Genomic DNA, 17,359 nt, shown 5'->3' with positions numbered 1-17,359 from the left:
GGAGGGCCTGTTGTCCCGTCTAGCGCTCATCAAGGCAGTGCTCGGACCGATCTTGCGCCTGATGTTCCGCCCACGGGTAGAAGGCGCCGAGAACATCCCGGGGACCGGGCCCGTCATTCTGGCCGGAAACCACCTGACGTTCATCGACTCGATGATCCTGCCGCTGGTCACCAACCGTCCGGTGTTCTTCATCGGCAAGGACGAGTACGTCACCGGCAAGGGCCTCAAGGGCCGCCTCATGGCGTGGTTCTTCACGGGCGTCGGCATGATCCCCGTGGACCGTGACGGCGGGCGCGGCGGTGTCGCGGCGCTGATGACCGGTCGGCGCATTCTCGACGACGGCAAGGTCTTCGGCATCTACCCCGAGGGCACGAGGTCTCCCGACGGGCGGCTGTACCGGGGGCGTACGGGCATCGCACGGCTCACCCTCATGACGGGTGCGCCCGTCGTCCCCTTCGCGATGATCGGCACGGACAAGCTCCAGCCGGGCGGCAAGGGGCTTCCCCGGCCGGGCAAGGTGACGGTCCGCTTCGGCGAGGCGATGGAGTTCTCGCGGTACGACGGCATGGACCGCGACCGCTATGTGCTGCGCGCGGTGACGGACTCCGTGATGACGGAGGTCATGCTGCTCTCCGGGCAGGAGTACGTGGACATGTACGCCACCAAGGCGAAGGCGGCGTAGCCCGGCGGGGCTTGAGCGGTTTTCGGTGCGCCCGCACCGGTGCGGAGGTCCTTCCTCCCGCACCGGTGCGGGCGTTCCTCGTTCCGGCCCCGTCGCCCGGGCAGCCGATCGCGCAGTTCCCCGCGCCCCTGATGAGGCTTCCGGCGCCTTGAAGCGGGCGGTCGGGCGGGTGGGGTCAGGGGCGCGGGGAACTGCGCGAGCGGCCGGCGACGGGCCGCGGATGCACGACGGCGGTTCGCCCTCCCCCAGGGCTGGAGGTCAGTGCTCGATGCCGTCCTCCAGTTTCTGGTTCTTCAGGAGGAACCAGGCCGCCGCTGCCGTGGCCAGGAGGACCGCCGCGCCCACTCCCGCCGCCAGGCGCAGGCCGTCGACGAACGCCGACTGGGCGGCCGAGAGCAGCACGTCCGCCTGGGCGGACGGGAGGGCCGCCGAGGACTCCACCGCGCCGCCGAGCGATTCGTGCGCGGCCGACGCCACGTCGGCGGGGGTCCCGGGCGGGGCCGTGAAGTCGCGGTAGACGCCGGTGACGATGGAGCCGAGCAGCGCGATGCCGAGGGCCGCGCCCAGTTCGTACGCCGTCTCGGAGACCGCGGAGGCCGCACCCGCCTGTTCCTTGGGGACGCTGGAGAGGATGACGTCGGCGGTCACGGTGAACGAGAAGCCCGCGCCGATGCCGACGACCAGGAGCGAGGCGCCGAGGAGCGGATAGCCGGTGCTCTGGTCGAGTGCCGTGAGCACGGCGAGCGAGAGCCCCACCGCCGCGAGACCGCCGGCCACCACGATCCGTACCGAGAACCGCCGCGCCACCATGCCCGCGATCAGCCCCGCGCCCACCGCGCCCACCGCGGCGGGCAGTTCGGCGAGACCCGCCTCGAACGGCCGTCTGCCCTGCACGAGCTGCAGGAACTGGGAGAGGAAGAAGACCAGGCCGGAGAGGCCGAGGACGGTCAGCAGATCGGCGAGGACCGCCCCGGAGAACCCGCGGTTGCGGAAGAGCCGCATGTCCAGAAGGGGCGCGGGGAGGGTGAGCTGGCGGCGTACGAACCAGACGAGGGCGGTGACGCCCACGACCGCGGCCGCGGCGACGTCCCAGCGCAGTCCGTGCGCGGCCGCCTCCTTGATGGCGTAGACGACGGCGATCATGCCGATGAGGGAGAGCACGACGCTGATCAGGTCCCAGGGACCCGGCGCCGGGTTCTTGGACTCGGGCAGGAACTTGATGCCGACCAGCACGAGCACGGCCATCACCGGGAGGTTGATCAGGAAGACCGAGCCCCACCAGAAGTGTTCGAGCAGGAAGCCGCCGACGACGGGCCCGACGGCGGCGCCCGCGGACGCCATGGCGCCCCAGATGCCGACCGCGAGGCTGCGCTCGCGCGGGTCGTGGAAGATGTTGCGGATCAGGGCCAGCGTCGACGGCATCAGCGTCGCGCCCGCGACGCCGAGCAGGGCACGCGCCAGGATCATCAGCTCGGGGCTGGTGGCGTACGAGTTGAGGACCGACACCGCGCCGAAGGCGACGGCTCCGGTGAGCAGCAGCTTCTTGCGGCCGATGCGGTCGCCGAGGCTGCCCATGGAGACGAGCAGACCCGCGATGACGAAGGAGTAGACGTCGCCGATCCACAGCAGTTGGGTGCCGGACGGCTTGAGGTCCTCGCTGATGTACGGCGTCGCCAGGCCGAGCACGGTCGCGTCGACGGCGACCAGGAGCACGGCCAGGGCGAGCACGGCGAGCGCGAGCCAGCGGCCGGGGCTGCGCTCCACCTCGGGCGCCGCGGCCTCCTTGTGGGTGCTGGTCATGATTCCACTCTCCGCTGCGCGCCGCCGATCAGCAGCTCGGCAATCATGTACGAGAAGTCGTTGGCGGCCACCCGGCCGTCCTGCACGGCCCAGGCGCCGGAGCCGATCAGGCCGTAGAACGCCTCGGTGAGCCAGGCGGGGGTGAGGTCGATGCGGAACTCGCCGCTCTCCTGGCCGCGCCGGAAGAGGGCGGCGAGCCGGTCGTCGATGCGGGACCAGCCGCCGTTCTGCGCGTCGCCCTCGAAGAGCTGGTTCTCGGTGTACAGGAAGGCCAGCAGGCCGGCGGCGGGCTCGATCTCCTTCACCAGGCGCCGCAGCGCGTCGCTCACGCTGCCCTGGTCGAGCCCGGCCCGGGCGAGGGCGGCCTCGCACTCCTGGAGGCCGAGCTCTTCGAGGGCGCGCACGAGCGCGTCGCGGCCCGCGAAGTGGCGGTGGAGGGTCGCCCTGCTGATGCCCGCGGCGCGGGCGACCTCGTCCATGGTGGCGGTGGCTTTGCGGGTGAGCAGGGCCGCGGCGCTGCGCAGGACCTGATCGCGATCGACTGACATGAGACAACCATAAGCCGCATGAGACATCTTTGTCTCATGCGTTTATGGTCGCCCGCTGTTCCGCGGTCGTCAGCTCCAGGGCAGCCGCGCGCGGCCCTCCCAGTACGCGGCGGGGTCCTGGACGAGCCCGACGAGCCGCTCCACCTGCCCGGCGTCCAGGTCGACGGCGGCGGCGTGCAGGTTGGAGACCAGCTGGACCGAGGTCGCCGCGCCGGACAGGACCACGCCCGCCCACGGTTCGGCCAGCAGGACGGCGAGCGCCACCGCGTCGCAGCCCAGGCCCGTCTCCTCGGCGACCTCGCGCAGCACGGTGGGCGCGTACGGATCGGCCAGGCGGCCGTTGGCCAGGCCTTCCTTGACGAGCACGGTGAGCCCCGCGTCGTGCGCCTCGGCGAGGGCGGGCCCCGCGGACCTCTCCAGGATGTTGTACGTCGCCTGGACCGTGCGGAAGAGCGGCTCCCCGTCGACGGTCACGGCGAGGGCGGCCCGGATCGCGGCCGCCTGTTCGGGGCCGCTGACCGAGAGACCGACGGTGACGCCCTCGGCCGCGAGCTCGGCGAGGCGGGCGTGGAGTTCCTTGTCGGTGAGCGCCGGGCTCTCGGGCGTCACGGAGTGCACCTGGTAGAGGTCGAGGCGGTCGCCGAGCAGTTCGGCGGTCTCGGCGCGCTGGCGGGCGTACGCCGCCGGGCTGTGGTCCTTGACCTCGTGCGGGCCCTCGGCGTCGGTGCGCCAGTCCGCCGTGTAGGTGTAGCCCCACTTGCTGCCGATGACGACGTCGCCGATGTCGGGCCTGGCGTTCAGCCAGTCGGCGAGGAATTCCTCGGAGCGGCCGTAGGACCGGGCCACGTCGATGTAGCGGACCCCCGACGCGTAGGCGGCGTCGAGGAGTTCGAGGGTGCGCTCGCGCAGGGCCTCGACACTGCGGGACGGCGGCAGGTCGGTGTCACGGCCGAGCGTGATGTAACCGGGCCTGCCGACGGCGGCGAGACCGAGCCCTATGTGCGCGGTCGGGGTCGTGGCTGCGGCCAGCCTGGCGAAGGGCATCGCGGGCTCCTCGTTGTAGGGGGTTCCCCGTCAACGTAACCCGCGACGCCCTTTTGTCACCCGAGGCGGCCGGGCACCTGCGGGCGTGTCACCTGTGGGCGTGTCACCTGCGGGCGCCCGCCCACTCCTTCTGGACCGACAGGTCCGCCTTGACGTCGGCGAGCTGGTCGGCGACGGCCGAGGGGGCGGTGCCGCCGCGGCCGTTGCGGGAGGCCAGCGCGCCCGGCACGTTCAGGACCGTGCGCACCTCGGGGGTGAGGTGCTCGGAGATCTTGGCGAACTGGTCGTCGGTGAGGTCGTCGAGCTCCTTGCCCTCGGCCTCGGCGACCTTCACGCACTCGCCCGCGACCTCGTGCGCGACGCGGAACGGCACGCCCTGCTTGACCAGCCACTCGGCGATGTCGGTGGCGAGCGAGAAACCGGCCGGCGCCAGCTCCGCCATGCGCTCGCGGTGGACGGTGAGCGTCGCCATCATGCCGGTGAAGGCGGGGAGCAGGATCTCCAGCTGGTCGCAGGAGTCGAACACCGGCTCCTTGTCCTCCTGGAGGTCCCGGTTGTACGCGAGCGGGAGGGCCTTGAGCGTGGCCATGAGGCCCGTCAGGTTGCCGATGAGGCGGCCGGACTTGCCCCGCGCCAGTTCGGCGATGTCCGGGTTCTTCTTCTGCGGCATGATCGACGAGCCGGTGGAGAAGGCGTCGTGGAGGGTGACGAAGGAGAACTCCTTCGTGTTCCAGATGATGATCTCCTCGGCGATCCGGGAGAGGTTCACGCCGATCATCGCGGTGATGAAGGCGAACTCCGCGACGAAGTCGCGGGAGGCCGTCCCGTCGATGGAGTTGGCCGACGAACCGTGCTCGAAGCCGAGCTCGGCGGCGACCGCCTGCGGGTCGAGACCGAGCGAGGAACCGGCCAGCGCGCCGGAGCCGTACGGTGACACGGCCGTCCGGGTGTCCCACTGCCGCAGCCGCTCCGCGTCCCGGGACAGCGACTGGACGTGCGCGAGGACGTGGTGCGCGAAGAGGACGGGCTGGGCGTGCTGCAGGTGGGTGCGGCCCGGCATGGCGACGTCGGGGTGCGCCTCGGCGAGGCCCACGAGCGCGTCCTGGAACTCGGCGAGCAGGCCGCCGATGATCCTGGCGTGGTCGCGCAGGTACATCCGGAAGAGCGTCGCCACCTGGTCGTTGCGGGACCGGCCGGCCCGCAGCTTGCCGCCCAGGTCCGGGCCGACCCGCTCCAGCAGGCCCCGCTCCAGGGCCGTGTGGACGTCCTCGTCGGCGACGGTGCCGACGAACGAGCCGTCGGCCACGTCGGCCTCCAGCCGGTCGAGCCCGTCCAGCATGCCGGTCAGCTCGTCCGCGGTGAGCAGGCCCGCCGTGTGGAGCACGCGTGCGTGGGCTCGGGAGCCGGCGATGTCGTACGGCGCGAGGCGCCAGTCGAAGTGGACCGATGCCGACAGCTTCGCCAGGGCCTCTGCGGGCCCGTCGGCGAACCGTCCGCCCCAGAGCCGGACGTCACCGCCGTTGTTGCTGCTCACTGCACGTGCTCCTCAAGGCTGTTGCTGGAAATGCGGGTGGCGCGAGGTCGCGTCGGGTCAGGCCCGCGTGCGGCGCCGTGCGGCGATCTTCGCGGAAAGACCGAAGATCTCGATGAAGCCCTGCGCCTTGGACTGGTCGAACGTGTCGCCCGAGTCGTAGGTGGCGAGGTTGAAATCGTAGAGGGATTCGCTGGACCTGCGGCCCGTGACGACGGCGCGGCCGCCGTGCAGGTTCATCCGGATGTCGCCGGTGACGTACTGGTTCGCCTCGTCGACGAAGCCGTCCAGGGCGCGCTTGAGCGGGGAGAACCACAGGCCGTCGTAGACCAGCTCGCCCCAGCGCTGCTCGACCTGGCGCTTGTAGCGCGCCAGTTCGCGCTCGACGGTGACGTTCTCCAGCTCCTGGTGGGCGGTGATGAGGGCGAGGGCGCCCGGAGCCTCGTACACCTCACGGGACTTGATGCCGACGAGGCGGTCCTCGACCATGTCGATCCGGCCGATGCCCTGGGCGCCCGCACGCTCGTTGAGCTGCTGGATCGCCTGGAGGACGGTGACGGGCCTGCCGTCGAGCGCGACCGGGACGCCCTGCTCGAAGGAGATGACGACCTCGTCGGCCCCGCGCGGCTCGGCGGGGTTCGAGGTGTACTCGTAGATGTCCTCGACCGGCGCGTTCCAGATGTCCTCCAGGAAGCCCGTCTCGACGGCGCGTCCGAAGACGTTCTGGTCGATGGAGTACGGCGACTTCTTGGACGTCGCGATCGGGAGCTGCTTCTCCTCGCAGAAGGCGATCGCCTTGTCCCGGGTCATCGCATAGTCACGGACGGGGGCGATGCACGTGAGGTCGGGGGCGAGGGCGACGATGCCGGCCTCGAACCGCACCTGGTCGTTGCCCTTGCCGGTGCAGCCGTGGGCGACCGTGGAGGCGCCGTGCTTCTCGGCGGCGGCCACCAGGTGCTTCACGATCGCGGGGCGCGAGAGGGCGGAGACCAGCGGATAGCGGTCCATGTAGAGGGCGTTGGCCTTGATCGCCGGGAGGCAGTACTCCTCGGCGAACTCGTCCTTGGCGTCGGCGACCTCGGCCTCCACGGCACCGCAGGCGAGCGCGCGCTTGCGGATGACATCGAGGTCCTCGCCGCCCTGGCCGACGTCGACGGCGACGGCGATGACTTCGGCGCCCGTCTCCTCGGCGATCCAGCCGATGGCGACGGAGGTGTCCAGACCGCCCGAGTAGGCGAGTACGACGCGCTCGGTCACGGGGCCCTCCCTGCATGCGGTGCGTTCATTCGGTGCTATGCATGAGTATGCAGTGCTCCGTATGTTTCGTCAATGCGCTGCCTCGGCGGGCGCCGCGCGGCGCCGTGACGGAGGGCACCCAAAGTAGTTAGACAGCCAAAGGACCCCTGGTCGATAATCCCCGGCCATGGGAAAGACGCATGAACGCATAGACGGCAGGCTCCGCACCTTCATCGAGGCGCAGCCGATGTTCTTCACGGCGACCGCGCCCCTCGCCGACGACGGCACGATCAACCTCTCCCCCAAGGGCCTCAAGGGCTCCTTCGCGGTCATCGACGACCAGCGCGTCGCCTATCTGGACTTCGCGGGCAGCAACGCCGAGACCGTCGCCCACCTGCGGGAGAACGGCCGCATCACCCTCATGTGGTGCGCCTTCCAGGGGCCGCCCAACATCGTGCGGGTACACGGCCGCGGCGAGCCCGTCTTCCGCGACGACCCGCGCTTCACCGAGCTGCTCGGCCACTTCCCCGGCATCGACCCGAGCCCGCACGGCCTGCGCGCCGTCATCGTCGTGACGGCCGACCTCATCCGCGACACCTGCGGATACGCGGTGCCCTTCATGACGTACGACGAGGACCGCGACCTGCACGGCAAGCGCTTCGCGCGCGAGGACGACGAGTCGCTGAGCGCGTACTTCACCAAGAAGGACCACATCGCGCAGAGCATCGACGGACTCCCCGGACTCCCGCTGCCCCTGCCGCCGACCCCCGCTCAGCCCTCCGTGTAGCGACCACATACCGAGACGGGGTTGCACGCGCACACGGCCGGGGCGTTGCATCGCGCCGTGCAACCCGAACAGACGAGCGCCGACTCCCGGACGACGACCGCAGGCCCCCGGCCCCCCACCGGCGGGACGGGGGCCGCCGACAAGGCGGCCCGCCGCGCCGTCACCGTCTTCCCCGTCCTCGTACTGGCCGCGGGCGCGCTCGGGCTCGCCCTGCCGGACGCCTTCGAGGGCTGGGGAACGAACGTCCCGTACCTGCTGGGCGTCGTGATGTTCTGCATGGGCCTGACCATGACCCCGCTCGACTTCCAGGGCGTGGTCAAGCGGCCCTGGGCCGTCGCGCTCGGCCTGGTCGCCCACTATGTGATCATGCCGGGCCTCGGCTGGCTGATCGCCCACGCGCTCGGCCTGTCACCGCAGTTGGCGGCGGGCGTCATCCTGGTGGGCTGCGCGCCGAGCGGCACGGCGTCCAACGTCGTGACCTACCTGGCACGCGGCGACGTGGCCCTGTCCGTGTCGGTCGCCACCGTCTCGACGGTCCTCGCACCGCTGATCACACCGCCGCTGACGCTGCTGCTCGCGGGCGAGTACCTGCCGGTCGACGCGGGCTCGATGGTCACGGACATCTTCAAGACCGTGCTGCTCCCGGTCATCGCGGGCCTGCTCGTGCGCCTGCTCTTCGGACGGTACGTCGACCGGGTGCTCGGCGCGCTGCCGTGGCTGTCGGCACTGACCATCGCCGCCATCGTGGCGATCGTCGTCGCGGGCAGCGCCGAGGCGATCAAGTCGGCCGCGGCGCTGGTGTTCCTCGCGGTGTTCCTGCACAACGGGCTCGGCCTCGCGCTCGGTTACGGCGCGGGCAAACTGGCCCGGCTCGGCCCGCCGGCCTCCCGCGCGATGGCCTTCGAGGTCGGCATGCAGAACTCGGGCCTCGCCGCTTCCCTGGCCACGGCCCACTTCAGCCCGCTGGCCGCCCTGCCCGCGGCCGTGTTCTCCGTGTGGCACAACGTCTCGGGGGCATTGGTGGCCGCTTGGCTGTCGTATCGGGCGCGGCGGGGCGAGCGGCCCTGAGCCGAGTGGGGCGGCCCGTCACGAACCGGGAACGCCTGTGTGCCACCTCCCGGCGGGCGGGTGCAACCGGGGCTTCGACGTGTCCGAGGACTCGGGCTCGGGGTTCTTCAACGGCTCGCGCACCCAGACCCCGTCGCGGCAGACCATGCTGCGCAGAGGGGTACGGATGACCCACTCGCTCTCGTCGGCACAGGGCTCGTCCTCGGTCGGCCCCGGCGGCCAGACCCACTCGCGCTCGTCACCGTCCGGCAAGCACCGCACCAGGGACCCGTGCCGGGTCACGCCCTGGCTGTCCCTGGGCGTACAGGTCGGCCCTCCCCAGCCCCTCGACCGTTCGAAGCGGGGCGTCATGGTGACGGTGGGCGTCGGGCGCGACGTGGGCTGCTCGGGGCAGCTCGTCGGGTGACCGGCGGGCGGGGTGCCCTCGACGAAGGTGAAGGACTCGTGGCACTTCACCTCGAAGCGGCCCCCGTTGCCGCCGGACGCGGCGGGCTCCGCCTCACCGGCGCGCGCGGTGGGCGCGCCGCCGTCGGTCCCGCACGACGTGACCAGCAGCAGCGCGGCACCGCAGGCGGCGGTGAGGAGCGGTAGGCAACGCGTACGTCGTCCACTCATGCGGTGAACCGTAGGGCGCGGGACGTACGGGGCGGAAGACCGTGACCCTAGTGCTCGTTCGAGGCCAGGCGCAGCAGGTGGTCCGCCAGTGCCTGGCCGCCCGTCGGCTCCCTGCTGATCAGCATCAGGGTGTCGTCGCCCGCGATCGTGCCGAGGATGTCGTGCAGTTCGGCCTGGTCGATCGCGGAGGCCAGGAACTGGGCCGCGCCCGGTGGGGTGCGCAGGACCACGAGGTTCGCCGAGGCCTCCGCGGAGATCAGGAGCTCCGCGGAGAGGCGCCGCATCCGTTCCTCCTTGGCCGACTCGCCCAGCGGCGCGCGCGGGGTGCGGAAACCGCCCTCGCTCGGCACCGCGTAGATCAGGTCGCCCTCGGCGTTGCGGATCTTCACCGCGTTCAGCTCGTCCAGGTCCCGGGAGAGCGTCGCCTGAGTGACCGTCAGACCGTCGTCGGCGAGCAGCTTCGCCAGCTGGCTCTGGGAGCGCACCGGCTGCCGGTTGAGGATGTCCACGATCCGGCGGTGGCGTGCGGTGCGGGTCTGCGGCACGGCGGGACCCGCGTGGTCGGCGTGCTCGTTGCCTTGCGCCTGGCTCATCGTCGTCTCATTCTCCGGATCGTTCGTCCCCGTCGGCTTCAAGAGCCTTGCTCAGGATGCCGGGCAGGGCCCCGAGGAATGCGTCCACCTCGTCGTCGCGCACGTTCAGCGGCGGCATCAGCCGTACGACATCGGGGGCGGGCGCGTTCACGAGGAAGCCGGCGTCCTGGGCCACCTGCTGCGCCCGCGGCGCGAGCGGCTCGGTGAGCACGATACCCAGCAGGAGCCCCGAGCCCCTTACATGCCGTACGAGCGGGTGTCCCAGTGACTCGATTCCGTCGCGCAGCTTCTCGCCCGCCCGCTTGGTGTTGTCGAGGAGCCCCTCGGCCTCGATGGTGTCGATCACGGCGCGGCCCGCGGCGCACGCGACGGGGTTCCCGCCGAACGTCGTGCCGTGGTGACCGGGCTTGAAGAGGTCGGCGGCGGCGCCGAACGCGACGGTCGCGCCGAGCGGCAGCCCGCCGCCCAGGCCCTTCGCGAGCGTGACGACATCGGGCTGTACGCCGTCGTGTGCCAGGTACTCGAACCAGTGCCCGGTGCGACCGATTCCGGTCTGCACCTCGTCGAGGACGAGGAGGGTCCCGGTGGCCTCGGTGATCTCCCGGGCCGCCCTGAGGTAACCCGCGGGCGGCACGACGACGCCGTTCTCGCCCTGGATCGGCTCGATGATGACGAAGGCGGTGTCGGTGGTCACGGCTGCGCGGAGGGCGTCCACGTCGCCGTAGGGGACGTGCGTGACCTCTCCGGGCAGCGGTACGAACGGCTCCTGCTTGCCGGGCTGTCCGGTGAGGGCGAGCGCGCCCATCGTGCGGCCGTGGAAGCCGCCCCGAGTGGCGACCATGTGGGGGCGACCGGTCAGCCTGCCGAGCTTGAACGCGCCTTCGTTGGCCTCTGCGCCGGAGTTGCAGAAGTACACCCGGCCCTCACGGCCGAAGAGCTGCAGCAGCTTCTCCGCGAGCGCGACGGGCGGCTCGGCGACGAAGAGGTTCGACACGTGGCCGAGGGCGCCGATCTGAGCGCTCACCGCCTCCACGATCGCCGGGTGGGCGTGGCCGAGCGCGTTGACCGCGATGCCGCCGACGAAGTCGAGGTACTCCTTGCCGTCGGCGTCCCACAGCTTGGTGCCGGCGCCGCGCACGAGGGGCAGCCTCGGAGTGCCGTAGTTGTCCATGAGTGCGTCCCGCCAGCGCGCGGTCAGCTCCTGGTTGCTCATGACTCCCCCTCAGCACCGGTGCTCTCGTCAGTACCGGTGTTCTCGTCGTGGTCGGGCACGACCATCGTGCCGATGCCCTCGTCGGTGAAGATCTCCAGCAGGATCGAGTGCTGGACGCGTCCGTCGATCACACGGGCCGTCTCGACGCCGTTGCGCACGGCGTGCAGACAGCCCTCCATCTTCGGGACCATGCCGCTGGCCAGCTCGGGCAGGAGCTTCTCCAGCTCCGTGGCGGTGAGGCGGCTGATGACCTCGTCGCTGTTCGGCCAGTCCTCGTAGAGGCCCTCGACGTCCGTGAGGACCATCAGGGTCTCGGCATCAAGCGCCGCAGCGAGTGCCGCAGCCGCCGTATCAGCATTGACGTTGTAGACATGGCCCCCTTCTTCAGGGTCCTGGGAGCGGGCGATCGAGGAGACGACCGGGATGCGGCCGTCGGCAAGGAGCGCCTCGATGGCGCCGGTGTCGATCTCGGTGATCTCGCCGACCCGGCCGATGTCGACCAGCTCACCCTCGATGCGGGGCTGGTGCTTGGTGGCGGTGATCGTGTGCGCGTCCTCGCCGGTGAGGCCGACGGCGAGCGGGCCGTGCTGGTTCAGCAGGCCGACGAGCTCGCGCTGGACCTGTCCGGCGAGCACCATCCGTACGACGTCCATCGCCTCCTCGGTGGTGACGCGCAGGCCCGCCTTGAACTCGCTGACGATGCCGTGCCGGTCGAGGGCCTTGCTGATCTGCGGTCCGCCGCCGTGCACGACGACGGGCCTGAGGCCCGCGTGGTGCAGGAAGACGACGTCCTGGGCGAAGGCGGCCTTCAGGGCCTCGTCGACCATGGCGTTGCCGCCGAACTTGATGACGACGGTCTTGCCACGGTGCCGGGTCAGCCAGGGCAGCGCCTCGATGAGGGTCTGGGCCTTGGGGAGCGCGGTGTGCTTGCGCGCGGTGGGAGTGCTCATGAGCTGTACGCGCTGTTCTCGTGGACGTAGTCCGCGGTGAGGTCGTTGGTCCAGATCGTCGCGGACTCCGTGCCTGCCGCCAGGTCGGCGGTGATGACGACTTCCCGGTAGCGCATGTCGACGAGCTCGCGGTCCTCGCCGACGGAGCCGTTCTTGCAGACCCATACGCCGTTGATGGCGACGTTCAGCTGGTTCGGGTCGAAGGCCGCGGAGGTGGTGCCGATGGCGGAGAGCACCCGGCCCCAGTTGGGGTCCTCGCCGTGCAGGGCGCACTTGAGGAGGTTGTTGCGGGCGATGGAGCGGCCCACCTCGACGGCGTCGGCCTCGCTCGCGGCGTTGACCACGTCGACCTTGATGTCCTTGCTCGCGCCCTCGGCGTCGCCGATGAGCTGGCGGCCGAGGTCGGCGCAGACCTCGCGGACGGCGTCGGCAAACTCGGCGTACTCAGGGGTGACTTCGGCCGCTCCGGAGGCCAGCAGCAGCACGGTGTCGTTGGTCGACATGCAGCCGTCGGAGTCGACGCGGTCGAAGGTGAGCCGGGTGGCGTCCCGCAGCGCCCGGTCCAGGACGTCGGCCTCCAGGTCGGCGTCCGTGGTCAGCACGACGAGCATCGTGGCGAGGCCGGGGGCGAGCATGCCCGCGCCCTTGGCCATGCCGCCGACGGTCCAGCCGCCGTCCTTGGTGACCACGGACGTCTTGTGCACGCTGTCGGTGGTCTTGATGGCGATGGCGGCCTTCTCGCCGCCGTGCGCGGAGAGTTCACCGGCGGCCTTGTCGACGCCCGGCAGGAGCTTGTCCATGGGGAGCGTGACGCCGATGAGCCCCGTGGACGCGACGGCGACCTCGCCCGCGTTCAGGGACAGCACGTCGGCGACCTTCTCGGCGGTGGCGTGCGTGTCCTGGAAGCCCCGGGGTCCCGTACAGGCGTTGGCGCCACCGGAGTTGAGGACGACGGCGGAGACGAGGCCGCCCTTGAGGACCTGCTCCGACCACAGGACGGGGGCGGCCTTGACGCGGTTGGAGGTGAAGACGCCCGCGGCGGCCAGGCGGGGCCCGGTGTTGACCACGAGGGCCAGGTCCGGGTTGCCGTTCTCCTTGATGCCGGCGGCGATGCCCGCCGCCGTGAATCCCTTGGCTGCCGTCACACTCACGGCGCGACTCCGATCGTAGTGAGCCCGGTGGCCTCGTCGAGGCCGAGGGCGATGTTCATGCTCTGCAGGGCGCCGCCCGCGGTGCCTTTGGTCAGGTTGTCGATGGCGCTGATGACGATCACGCGCCCGGCCGTCTCGTCGTACGCGACCTGGATCTGCACGGCGTTCGAGCCGTACACGGAGGCGGTGGCGGGCCACTGCCCCTCGGGGAGCAGCCGCACGAACGGCTCGTCGGCGAACGCCTTCGCGTACGCGTCCCGCACGGACTCGGCCGTGACGCCCGCCTTGGCCTTCGCGCTGCAGGTGGCGAGGATGCCGCGGGGCATCGGGGCCAGGGTCGGCGTGAAGGAGACGGTGACGGGGGCGTCGGCGGCGGCGCTGAGGTTCTGGATCATTTCGGGCGTGTGGCGGTGGGCTCCGCCGACTCCGTACGGGGACATGCTCCCCATGACCTCGGAGCCGAGGAGGTGCGGCTTGGCCGCCTTGCCCGCGCCGGAGGTGCCGGACGCGGCGACGATCACCGCCTCGGGCTCGACGAGGTCCGCCGCGTACGCCGGGAAGAGGGCGAGGGAAACCGCGGTGGGGTAGCACCCGGGCACCGCGATGCGCTTGGACCCCGCCAGTGCGGCGCGTGCACCCGGCAGCTCGGGCAGGCCGTAGGGCCAGGTCCCGGCGTGCGGGCTCCCGTAGAACTTCTCCCAGTCCCCCGCGTCCTTCAGCCGGAAGTCCGCGCCCATGTCGACGACGAGGACGTCCGGGCCGAGCCGCTCGGCGACGGCGGCGGACTGGCCGTGGGGCAGGGCGAGGAAGACGACGTCGTGCGGGCGGTCCCGCCCCGCGAGGACCTCCGGCGTGGTCGGCTCCAGGATCCGGTCGGCGAGCGGCAGCAGATGCGGCTGCAGCGCGCCCAGGCGCTGGCCCGCGTTCGCGTTGCCGGTGAGGGCGCCGATCTCGACCTCGGGGTGCCCGAGCAGCAGACGCAGCAGCTCGCCGCCCGCGTACCCACTCGCCCCTGCCACTGCTGCGCGTACCCTCATGGAACCCTCCTCTTGGATGGCATGACTATACGTAACGCTGCAGTTTTATGCAATCGGCATCGGTTCCGCCGCGACCCGGCCGATCGTTCCCACTGCGCGGCGCGGCCGATGAGTTTGCCTCTCGCGGCCGGTCCAAGCTCGTGACACCTCAGGAAGGGGACCACCATGTCGGAGCTTCTCGTCGACTTCATCACCTCCCTCGACGGCCATGCGTCGGGAGAGGGCTGGCCCGGGTTCTGGGGCCTGGAGGGCCCGGAGTACCTCGCGTGGCTCGGCAAGCAGCCCGAGGCCACCTACCTGATGGGAGCGAACACCTACCGCCTGATGTCGGGCTTCGCCGCGGGCGAGGTCCCGAGCGGCCAAGACGAGTTCAGGCCCGAGGAAGAAGCGTCCGTCGACGAGCTCACGCGAGCGTCCAAGGTGGTGTTCTCCTCCTCGCTCGAGTCGCCACTGACGTGGGCCAACGCCACGCTCGTCCGCGACGACGCCGTCGAGGCGGTCCGCGCCATGAAGTCGAGCGGCTCGGGGCTCCTCAGCACGATCGGCAGCCTCAGCCTGTGCCGCTCCCTGCTGCGCGCCGGACTCGTCGACCGCTTCCGGGTCGTGATGTTCCCGGTGATCACCGGGGCCACGGGTGAGGAGCGCATCTACGACGGCTATCCGGACGTCGCCCTGGAGATGACCGAGCACCGCACCTTCGACGGCCGTATCCAGCTGGTCGAGTACAAGCCCCGCGTGCTGGAGCACCCGCCGCTCGGCGCCCCTGCGTGACCTCGCGCCGCGTCCGCCGGCCCGGGCTGCCGCCGGACGGGCAGAGAACCGTTCACGGTCCGTCGGGCGTCCTTGCCGGGAACGGAACCGGAACGCACAGAAGGCTCGCTTCATGCCCACACAGCACGACCGCACGGTGCCCTTGGCGGACGGCGGCGAGGAACGCGGCGGCACCGCCACCACGTTCGCCGTCCTACGAGGCCACCGGGGCACTCTGGCGGGCGCGACGGCACGTGTCGTCGGCCTGTCCGGACTCGCCTGGCTGCTGCTGACCGCCGCGATATTCGCGCTCGCCTGGCCCGTCTTCACGCAGATGCGGAACCAACGTCTCTATTACCGCTACCTGGAGGACCCCTACCTGCACGATGGGAGCGATCTGACGCTGGTCGCCCTGTGGACGCTCCCGCTCTTCCTGCTCCTCCTCGGCATCGGCAGCGCGGCCCTGCAGACCGTGTGCTCCCGGGCCGTCGCGGCGGAGACCGGAGGGGCTTCACCGGAGGACCCGTCACGTGCCGTGGTCCGCTCACGGCTGCGCGCGGTGCTCTCCGTGTACGCGCTGCGCGGGCTGGTCGTGTGGCTCCTGCCGTTGACCGCCATGATCGTGGCGCACCAGCTCACCGGCAGCCAGCTCGACACCCCGCTGCCCCTGGAGCGCGGAACGTTGGCCTACGAGCTCGTCGACGCCTCCCCCGCGGCCGCTCTGCTCGTCGCCGCGCTGCTGCGCCTCTCGCTCACCCTCGCTCCGGCCGCGGCCGCCGACGGGCTCGGCCCCCTCGCGGCCCTGCGCCGCTCCTGGTCGCTGACGTGGTCACGCGCGGGCCTGGTCCGGGTCCTGGCCTTCGCGCTGCCGCTGGCCGCGCTCACCGCCGGGCTGATCCGGCTCGTGACGCAGCTCGCCCTGCCGCTGCGCCCCGCCGTGAGAACCCTCCTCGAAGACGCCACGGGCAACTTCTTCGCGGCGTACTACGCGGGCATCCTCGCGCCGGTCGTCGTCGGCGTCCTGGTCGCCGCGGCCGTGGTCCTCCCCTTCGCGTACACGGCCTTCGCGGCCCTCCACGCCCGCCTGCGGCCGCGTGCCGACGCGGTACGACCGAGGGACTGACGGACCGCGTCCTGGCCGCGGGCGACGTCCTCAGACGGCGGGCCTGGCCTCCGCGGGGCGGCGTCGGAGCGACGGAGTGGCGAGCGCGGGCGGGGTCCAGACGCCGTCCGGGGGATAGATGTCGGTGCCGGGCGGGACGATCTCGTCGAGGCGGTCGAGGGTCGCGTCGTCCAGGGCCACGGACGCGCCCTTGAGGGTGGCGTGCAGCTGCTCCATCGTGCGCGGACCGATGATCACCGAGGTGACGGCGGGATGTGCGAGCGGGAAGGCGATCGCCAACTCCGGCAGCGTGCAGCCCAGTTCCTCCGCCACGGCGACGAACTGCTCCACGGCCTCCAGCTTCGCGGCGGTGAGCGGCGCCGACGGGTCGAAGCGGCCCGGGTGCAGGGTGGGGCGTCCGCTGGTCAGGTCGAGGTCCTGGCCCTTGCGGTAGCGCCCGGTCAGGAAGCCCGAGGCCAGCGGGGACCACGTCAGCACGCCCATGCCGAGGCGCTCGGCGACCGGCAGCACGCGCTTCTCGATGCCGCGGGCGAGGAGGGAGTACGGCGGCTGCTCGGTGCGGAAACGCTGGAGGCCACGCCGGTCGGCCACGTGGTGCGCCTCGACGATCTCGTCGGCGGGGAACGTGGAGCAGCCGAACGCCCGGATCTTGCCCTGGCGCACCAGGTCGGTGAGGGCGGAGAGCGTCTCCTCGATGTCGGTCGTGTGGTCCGGCCGGTGCACCTGGTACAGGTCGATCCAGTCGGTGTCCAGGCGCCGCAGGCTCTCCTCGACCTCCTTGACGATCCAACGCCGCGAGTTGCCGCCGCGGTTGGGGCCTTCCCCCATCGGGAAGTGGACCTTGGTCGCGAGCACCACGTCGTCGCGGCGGCCCTTCAGCGCCTTCCCGACGATCGTCTCCGACTCCCCCGCCGAGTACATGTCGGCGGTGTCGACGAAGTTGATCCCCTCGTCCAGCGCGGCGTGGATGATCCGGGCGCAGTCGTCGTGGTCGCCGTTGCCGACATGGCCGAACATCATGGTGCCGAGGCAGTAGGGGCTCACCTCTATGCCGGTTCCGCCCAGAACGCGGTAGCGCATGCGACTCTCCTTGGAATTCGCCCACTTGGACGCCGTGACCATACGAGGTGGAGTGCGCTCCAAGGCAAGGGCGGCGCGGAGCAAGAGGGGCGGGAGGGGCGAAGGACGGCGCGCGGACAGCCGTCGGCCCACCGGGCCGAGACGCAGGTCA

The 17,359-nt window shown here is 71.4% G+C and carries 17 protein-coding genes; 5 read left to right on the top strand and 12 right to left on the bottom strand.

Annotated features, from left to right (window positions below):
- The first annotated feature begins 61 nt into the window (after nt 1-61).
- Nucleotides 62-682, top strand: a complete 621-nt coding sequence (locus tag AOK03_RS16780) for a lysophospholipid acyltransferase family protein (protein WP_223828252.1) — start codon at nt 62-64, stop codon at nt 680-682.
- A gap of 258 nt (nt 683-940) precedes the next feature.
- On the opposite strand, the gene AOK03_RS16775 is transcribed toward AOK03_RS16780, so the two are convergent.
- From AOK03_RS16775 to AOK03_RS16755, 5 genes are all read right to left on the bottom strand, one after another.
- On the bottom strand, nt 941-2,482 hold the full coding sequence (locus tag AOK03_RS16775) for an MFS transporter (protein ID WP_055566072.1): 1,542 nt from the start codon (nt 2,480-2,482) through the stop codon (nt 941-943).
- Nucleotides 2,479-3,030 (bottom strand): TetR/AcrR family transcriptional regulator, encoded by a 552-nt coding sequence (locus AOK03_RS16770; protein ID WP_244177639.1) that lies wholly within the window; start codon nt 3,028-3,030, stop codon nt 2,479-2,481. The genes AOK03_RS16775 and AOK03_RS16770 overlap by 4 nt, the downstream gene beginning before the upstream one ends.
- A 69-nt stretch (nt 3,031-3,099) precedes the next feature.
- Entirely contained in the window at nt 3,100-4,074 is a 975-nt protein-coding gene (locus AOK03_RS16765; RefSeq protein WP_055566070.1) for an aldo/keto reductase, read from the bottom strand.
- 103 nt (nt 4,075-4,177) lie between these two features.
- The gene (gene argH / locus AOK03_RS16760; RefSeq protein ID WP_055566069.1) at nt 4,178-5,608 is read right to left on the bottom strand and encodes an argininosuccinate lyase; all 1,431 of its coding nucleotides are present in this window, start codon (nt 5,606-5,608) and stop codon (nt 4,178-4,180) included.
- Nucleotides 5,609-5,665: 57 nt separating this feature from the next.
- Complete coding sequence (locus AOK03_RS16755) at nt 5,666-6,862, bottom strand: argininosuccinate synthase (RefSeq protein ID WP_055566068.1); 1,197 nt, start codon at nt 6,860-6,862, stop codon at nt 5,666-5,668.
- A 166-nt stretch (nt 6,863-7,028) separates the two neighbouring features.
- Between AOK03_RS16755 and AOK03_RS16750 the strand changes: the two genes are divergently transcribed.
- Together AOK03_RS16750 and AOK03_RS16745 are read left to right on the top strand one after the other, a co-directional pair.
- Nucleotides 7,029-7,628 (top strand): pyridoxamine 5'-phosphate oxidase family protein, encoded by a 600-nt coding sequence (locus AOK03_RS16750; protein ID WP_055566067.1) that lies wholly within the window; start codon nt 7,029-7,031, stop codon nt 7,626-7,628.
- Nucleotides 7,629-7,685: 57 nt separating this feature from the next.
- The gene (locus AOK03_RS16745; RefSeq protein WP_055566090.1) at nt 7,686-8,696 is read left to right on the top strand and encodes a bile acid:sodium symporter family protein; all 1,011 of its coding nucleotides are present in this window, start codon (nt 7,686-7,688) and stop codon (nt 8,694-8,696) included.
- Between the two features lie 18 nt (nt 8,697-8,714).
- Here AOK03_RS16745 and AOK03_RS42625 read toward each other — a convergent pair whose 3' ends face one another.
- The 6 genes from AOK03_RS42625 to argC are packed head-to-tail and all read right to left on the bottom strand — an operon-like array spanning nt 8,715 to nt 14,255.
- Nucleotides 8,715-9,311 (bottom strand): hypothetical protein, encoded by a 597-nt coding sequence (locus AOK03_RS42625; RefSeq protein ID WP_157868976.1) that lies wholly within the window; start codon nt 9,309-9,311, stop codon nt 8,715-8,717.
- Nucleotides 9,312-9,358: 47 nt separating this feature from the next.
- Nucleotides 9,359-9,904, bottom strand: coding sequence for an arginine repressor (locus AOK03_RS16735; RefSeq protein ID WP_055566065.1), 546 nt, complete (start codon nt 9,902-9,904; stop codon nt 9,359-9,361).
- A 7-nt stretch (nt 9,905-9,911) separates the two neighbouring features.
- Nucleotides 9,912-11,117, bottom strand: a complete 1,206-nt coding sequence (locus AOK03_RS16730) for an acetylornithine transaminase (RefSeq protein WP_055566064.1) — start codon at nt 11,115-11,117, stop codon at nt 9,912-9,914.
- Nucleotides 11,114-12,067: an acetylglutamate kinase gene (gene argB / locus AOK03_RS16725; RefSeq protein ID WP_055566063.1), complete on the bottom strand. Its 954-nt coding sequence runs from the start codon at nt 12,065-12,067 to the stop codon at nt 11,114-11,116. The genes AOK03_RS16730 and argB overlap by 4 nt, the downstream gene beginning before the upstream one ends.
- A complete protein-coding gene (gene argJ, locus AOK03_RS16720; protein ID WP_055566062.1) occupies nt 12,064-13,218 on the bottom strand; it encodes a bifunctional glutamate N-acetyltransferase/amino-acid acetyltransferase ArgJ in 1,155 nt (384 codons plus the stop codon). The genes argB and argJ overlap by 4 nt, the downstream gene beginning before the upstream one ends.
- A complete protein-coding gene (argC, locus tag AOK03_RS16715) occupies nt 13,215-14,255 on the bottom strand; it encodes an N-acetyl-gamma-glutamyl-phosphate reductase (RefSeq protein ID WP_055566061.1) in 1,041 nt (346 codons plus the stop codon). The genes argJ and argC overlap by 4 nt, the downstream gene beginning before the upstream one ends.
- Before the next feature lie 165 nt (nt 14,256-14,420).
- Between argC and AOK03_RS16710 the strand changes: the two genes are divergently transcribed.
- Nucleotides 14,421-15,026, top strand: coding sequence for a dihydrofolate reductase family protein (locus AOK03_RS16710; protein WP_055566060.1), 606 nt, complete (start codon nt 14,421-14,423; stop codon nt 15,024-15,026).
- Nucleotides 15,027-15,138: 112 nt separating this feature from the next.
- Nucleotides 15,139-16,128, top strand: coding sequence for a hypothetical protein (locus AOK03_RS16705; RefSeq protein WP_244177638.1), 990 nt, complete (start codon nt 15,139-15,141; stop codon nt 16,126-16,128).
- Nucleotides 16,129-16,158: 30 nt separating this feature from the next.
- On the opposite strand, the gene AOK03_RS16700 is transcribed toward AOK03_RS16705, so the two are convergent.
- A complete protein-coding gene (locus AOK03_RS16700; RefSeq protein WP_055566059.1) occupies nt 16,159-17,208 on the bottom strand; it encodes an aldo/keto reductase in 1,050 nt (349 codons plus the stop codon).
- Between the last annotated feature and the right edge of the window lie 151 nt (nt 17,209-17,359).

The organism is Streptomyces atriruber, assembly GCF_001418325.1.
Classification (GTDB): Bacteria; Actinomycetota; Actinomycetes; order Streptomycetales; family Streptomycetaceae; genus Streptomyces; species Streptomyces atriruber.
Note: the sequence above shows the minus strand (reverse complement) of the source record. Positions and strands in the feature narration are given on the sequence as shown.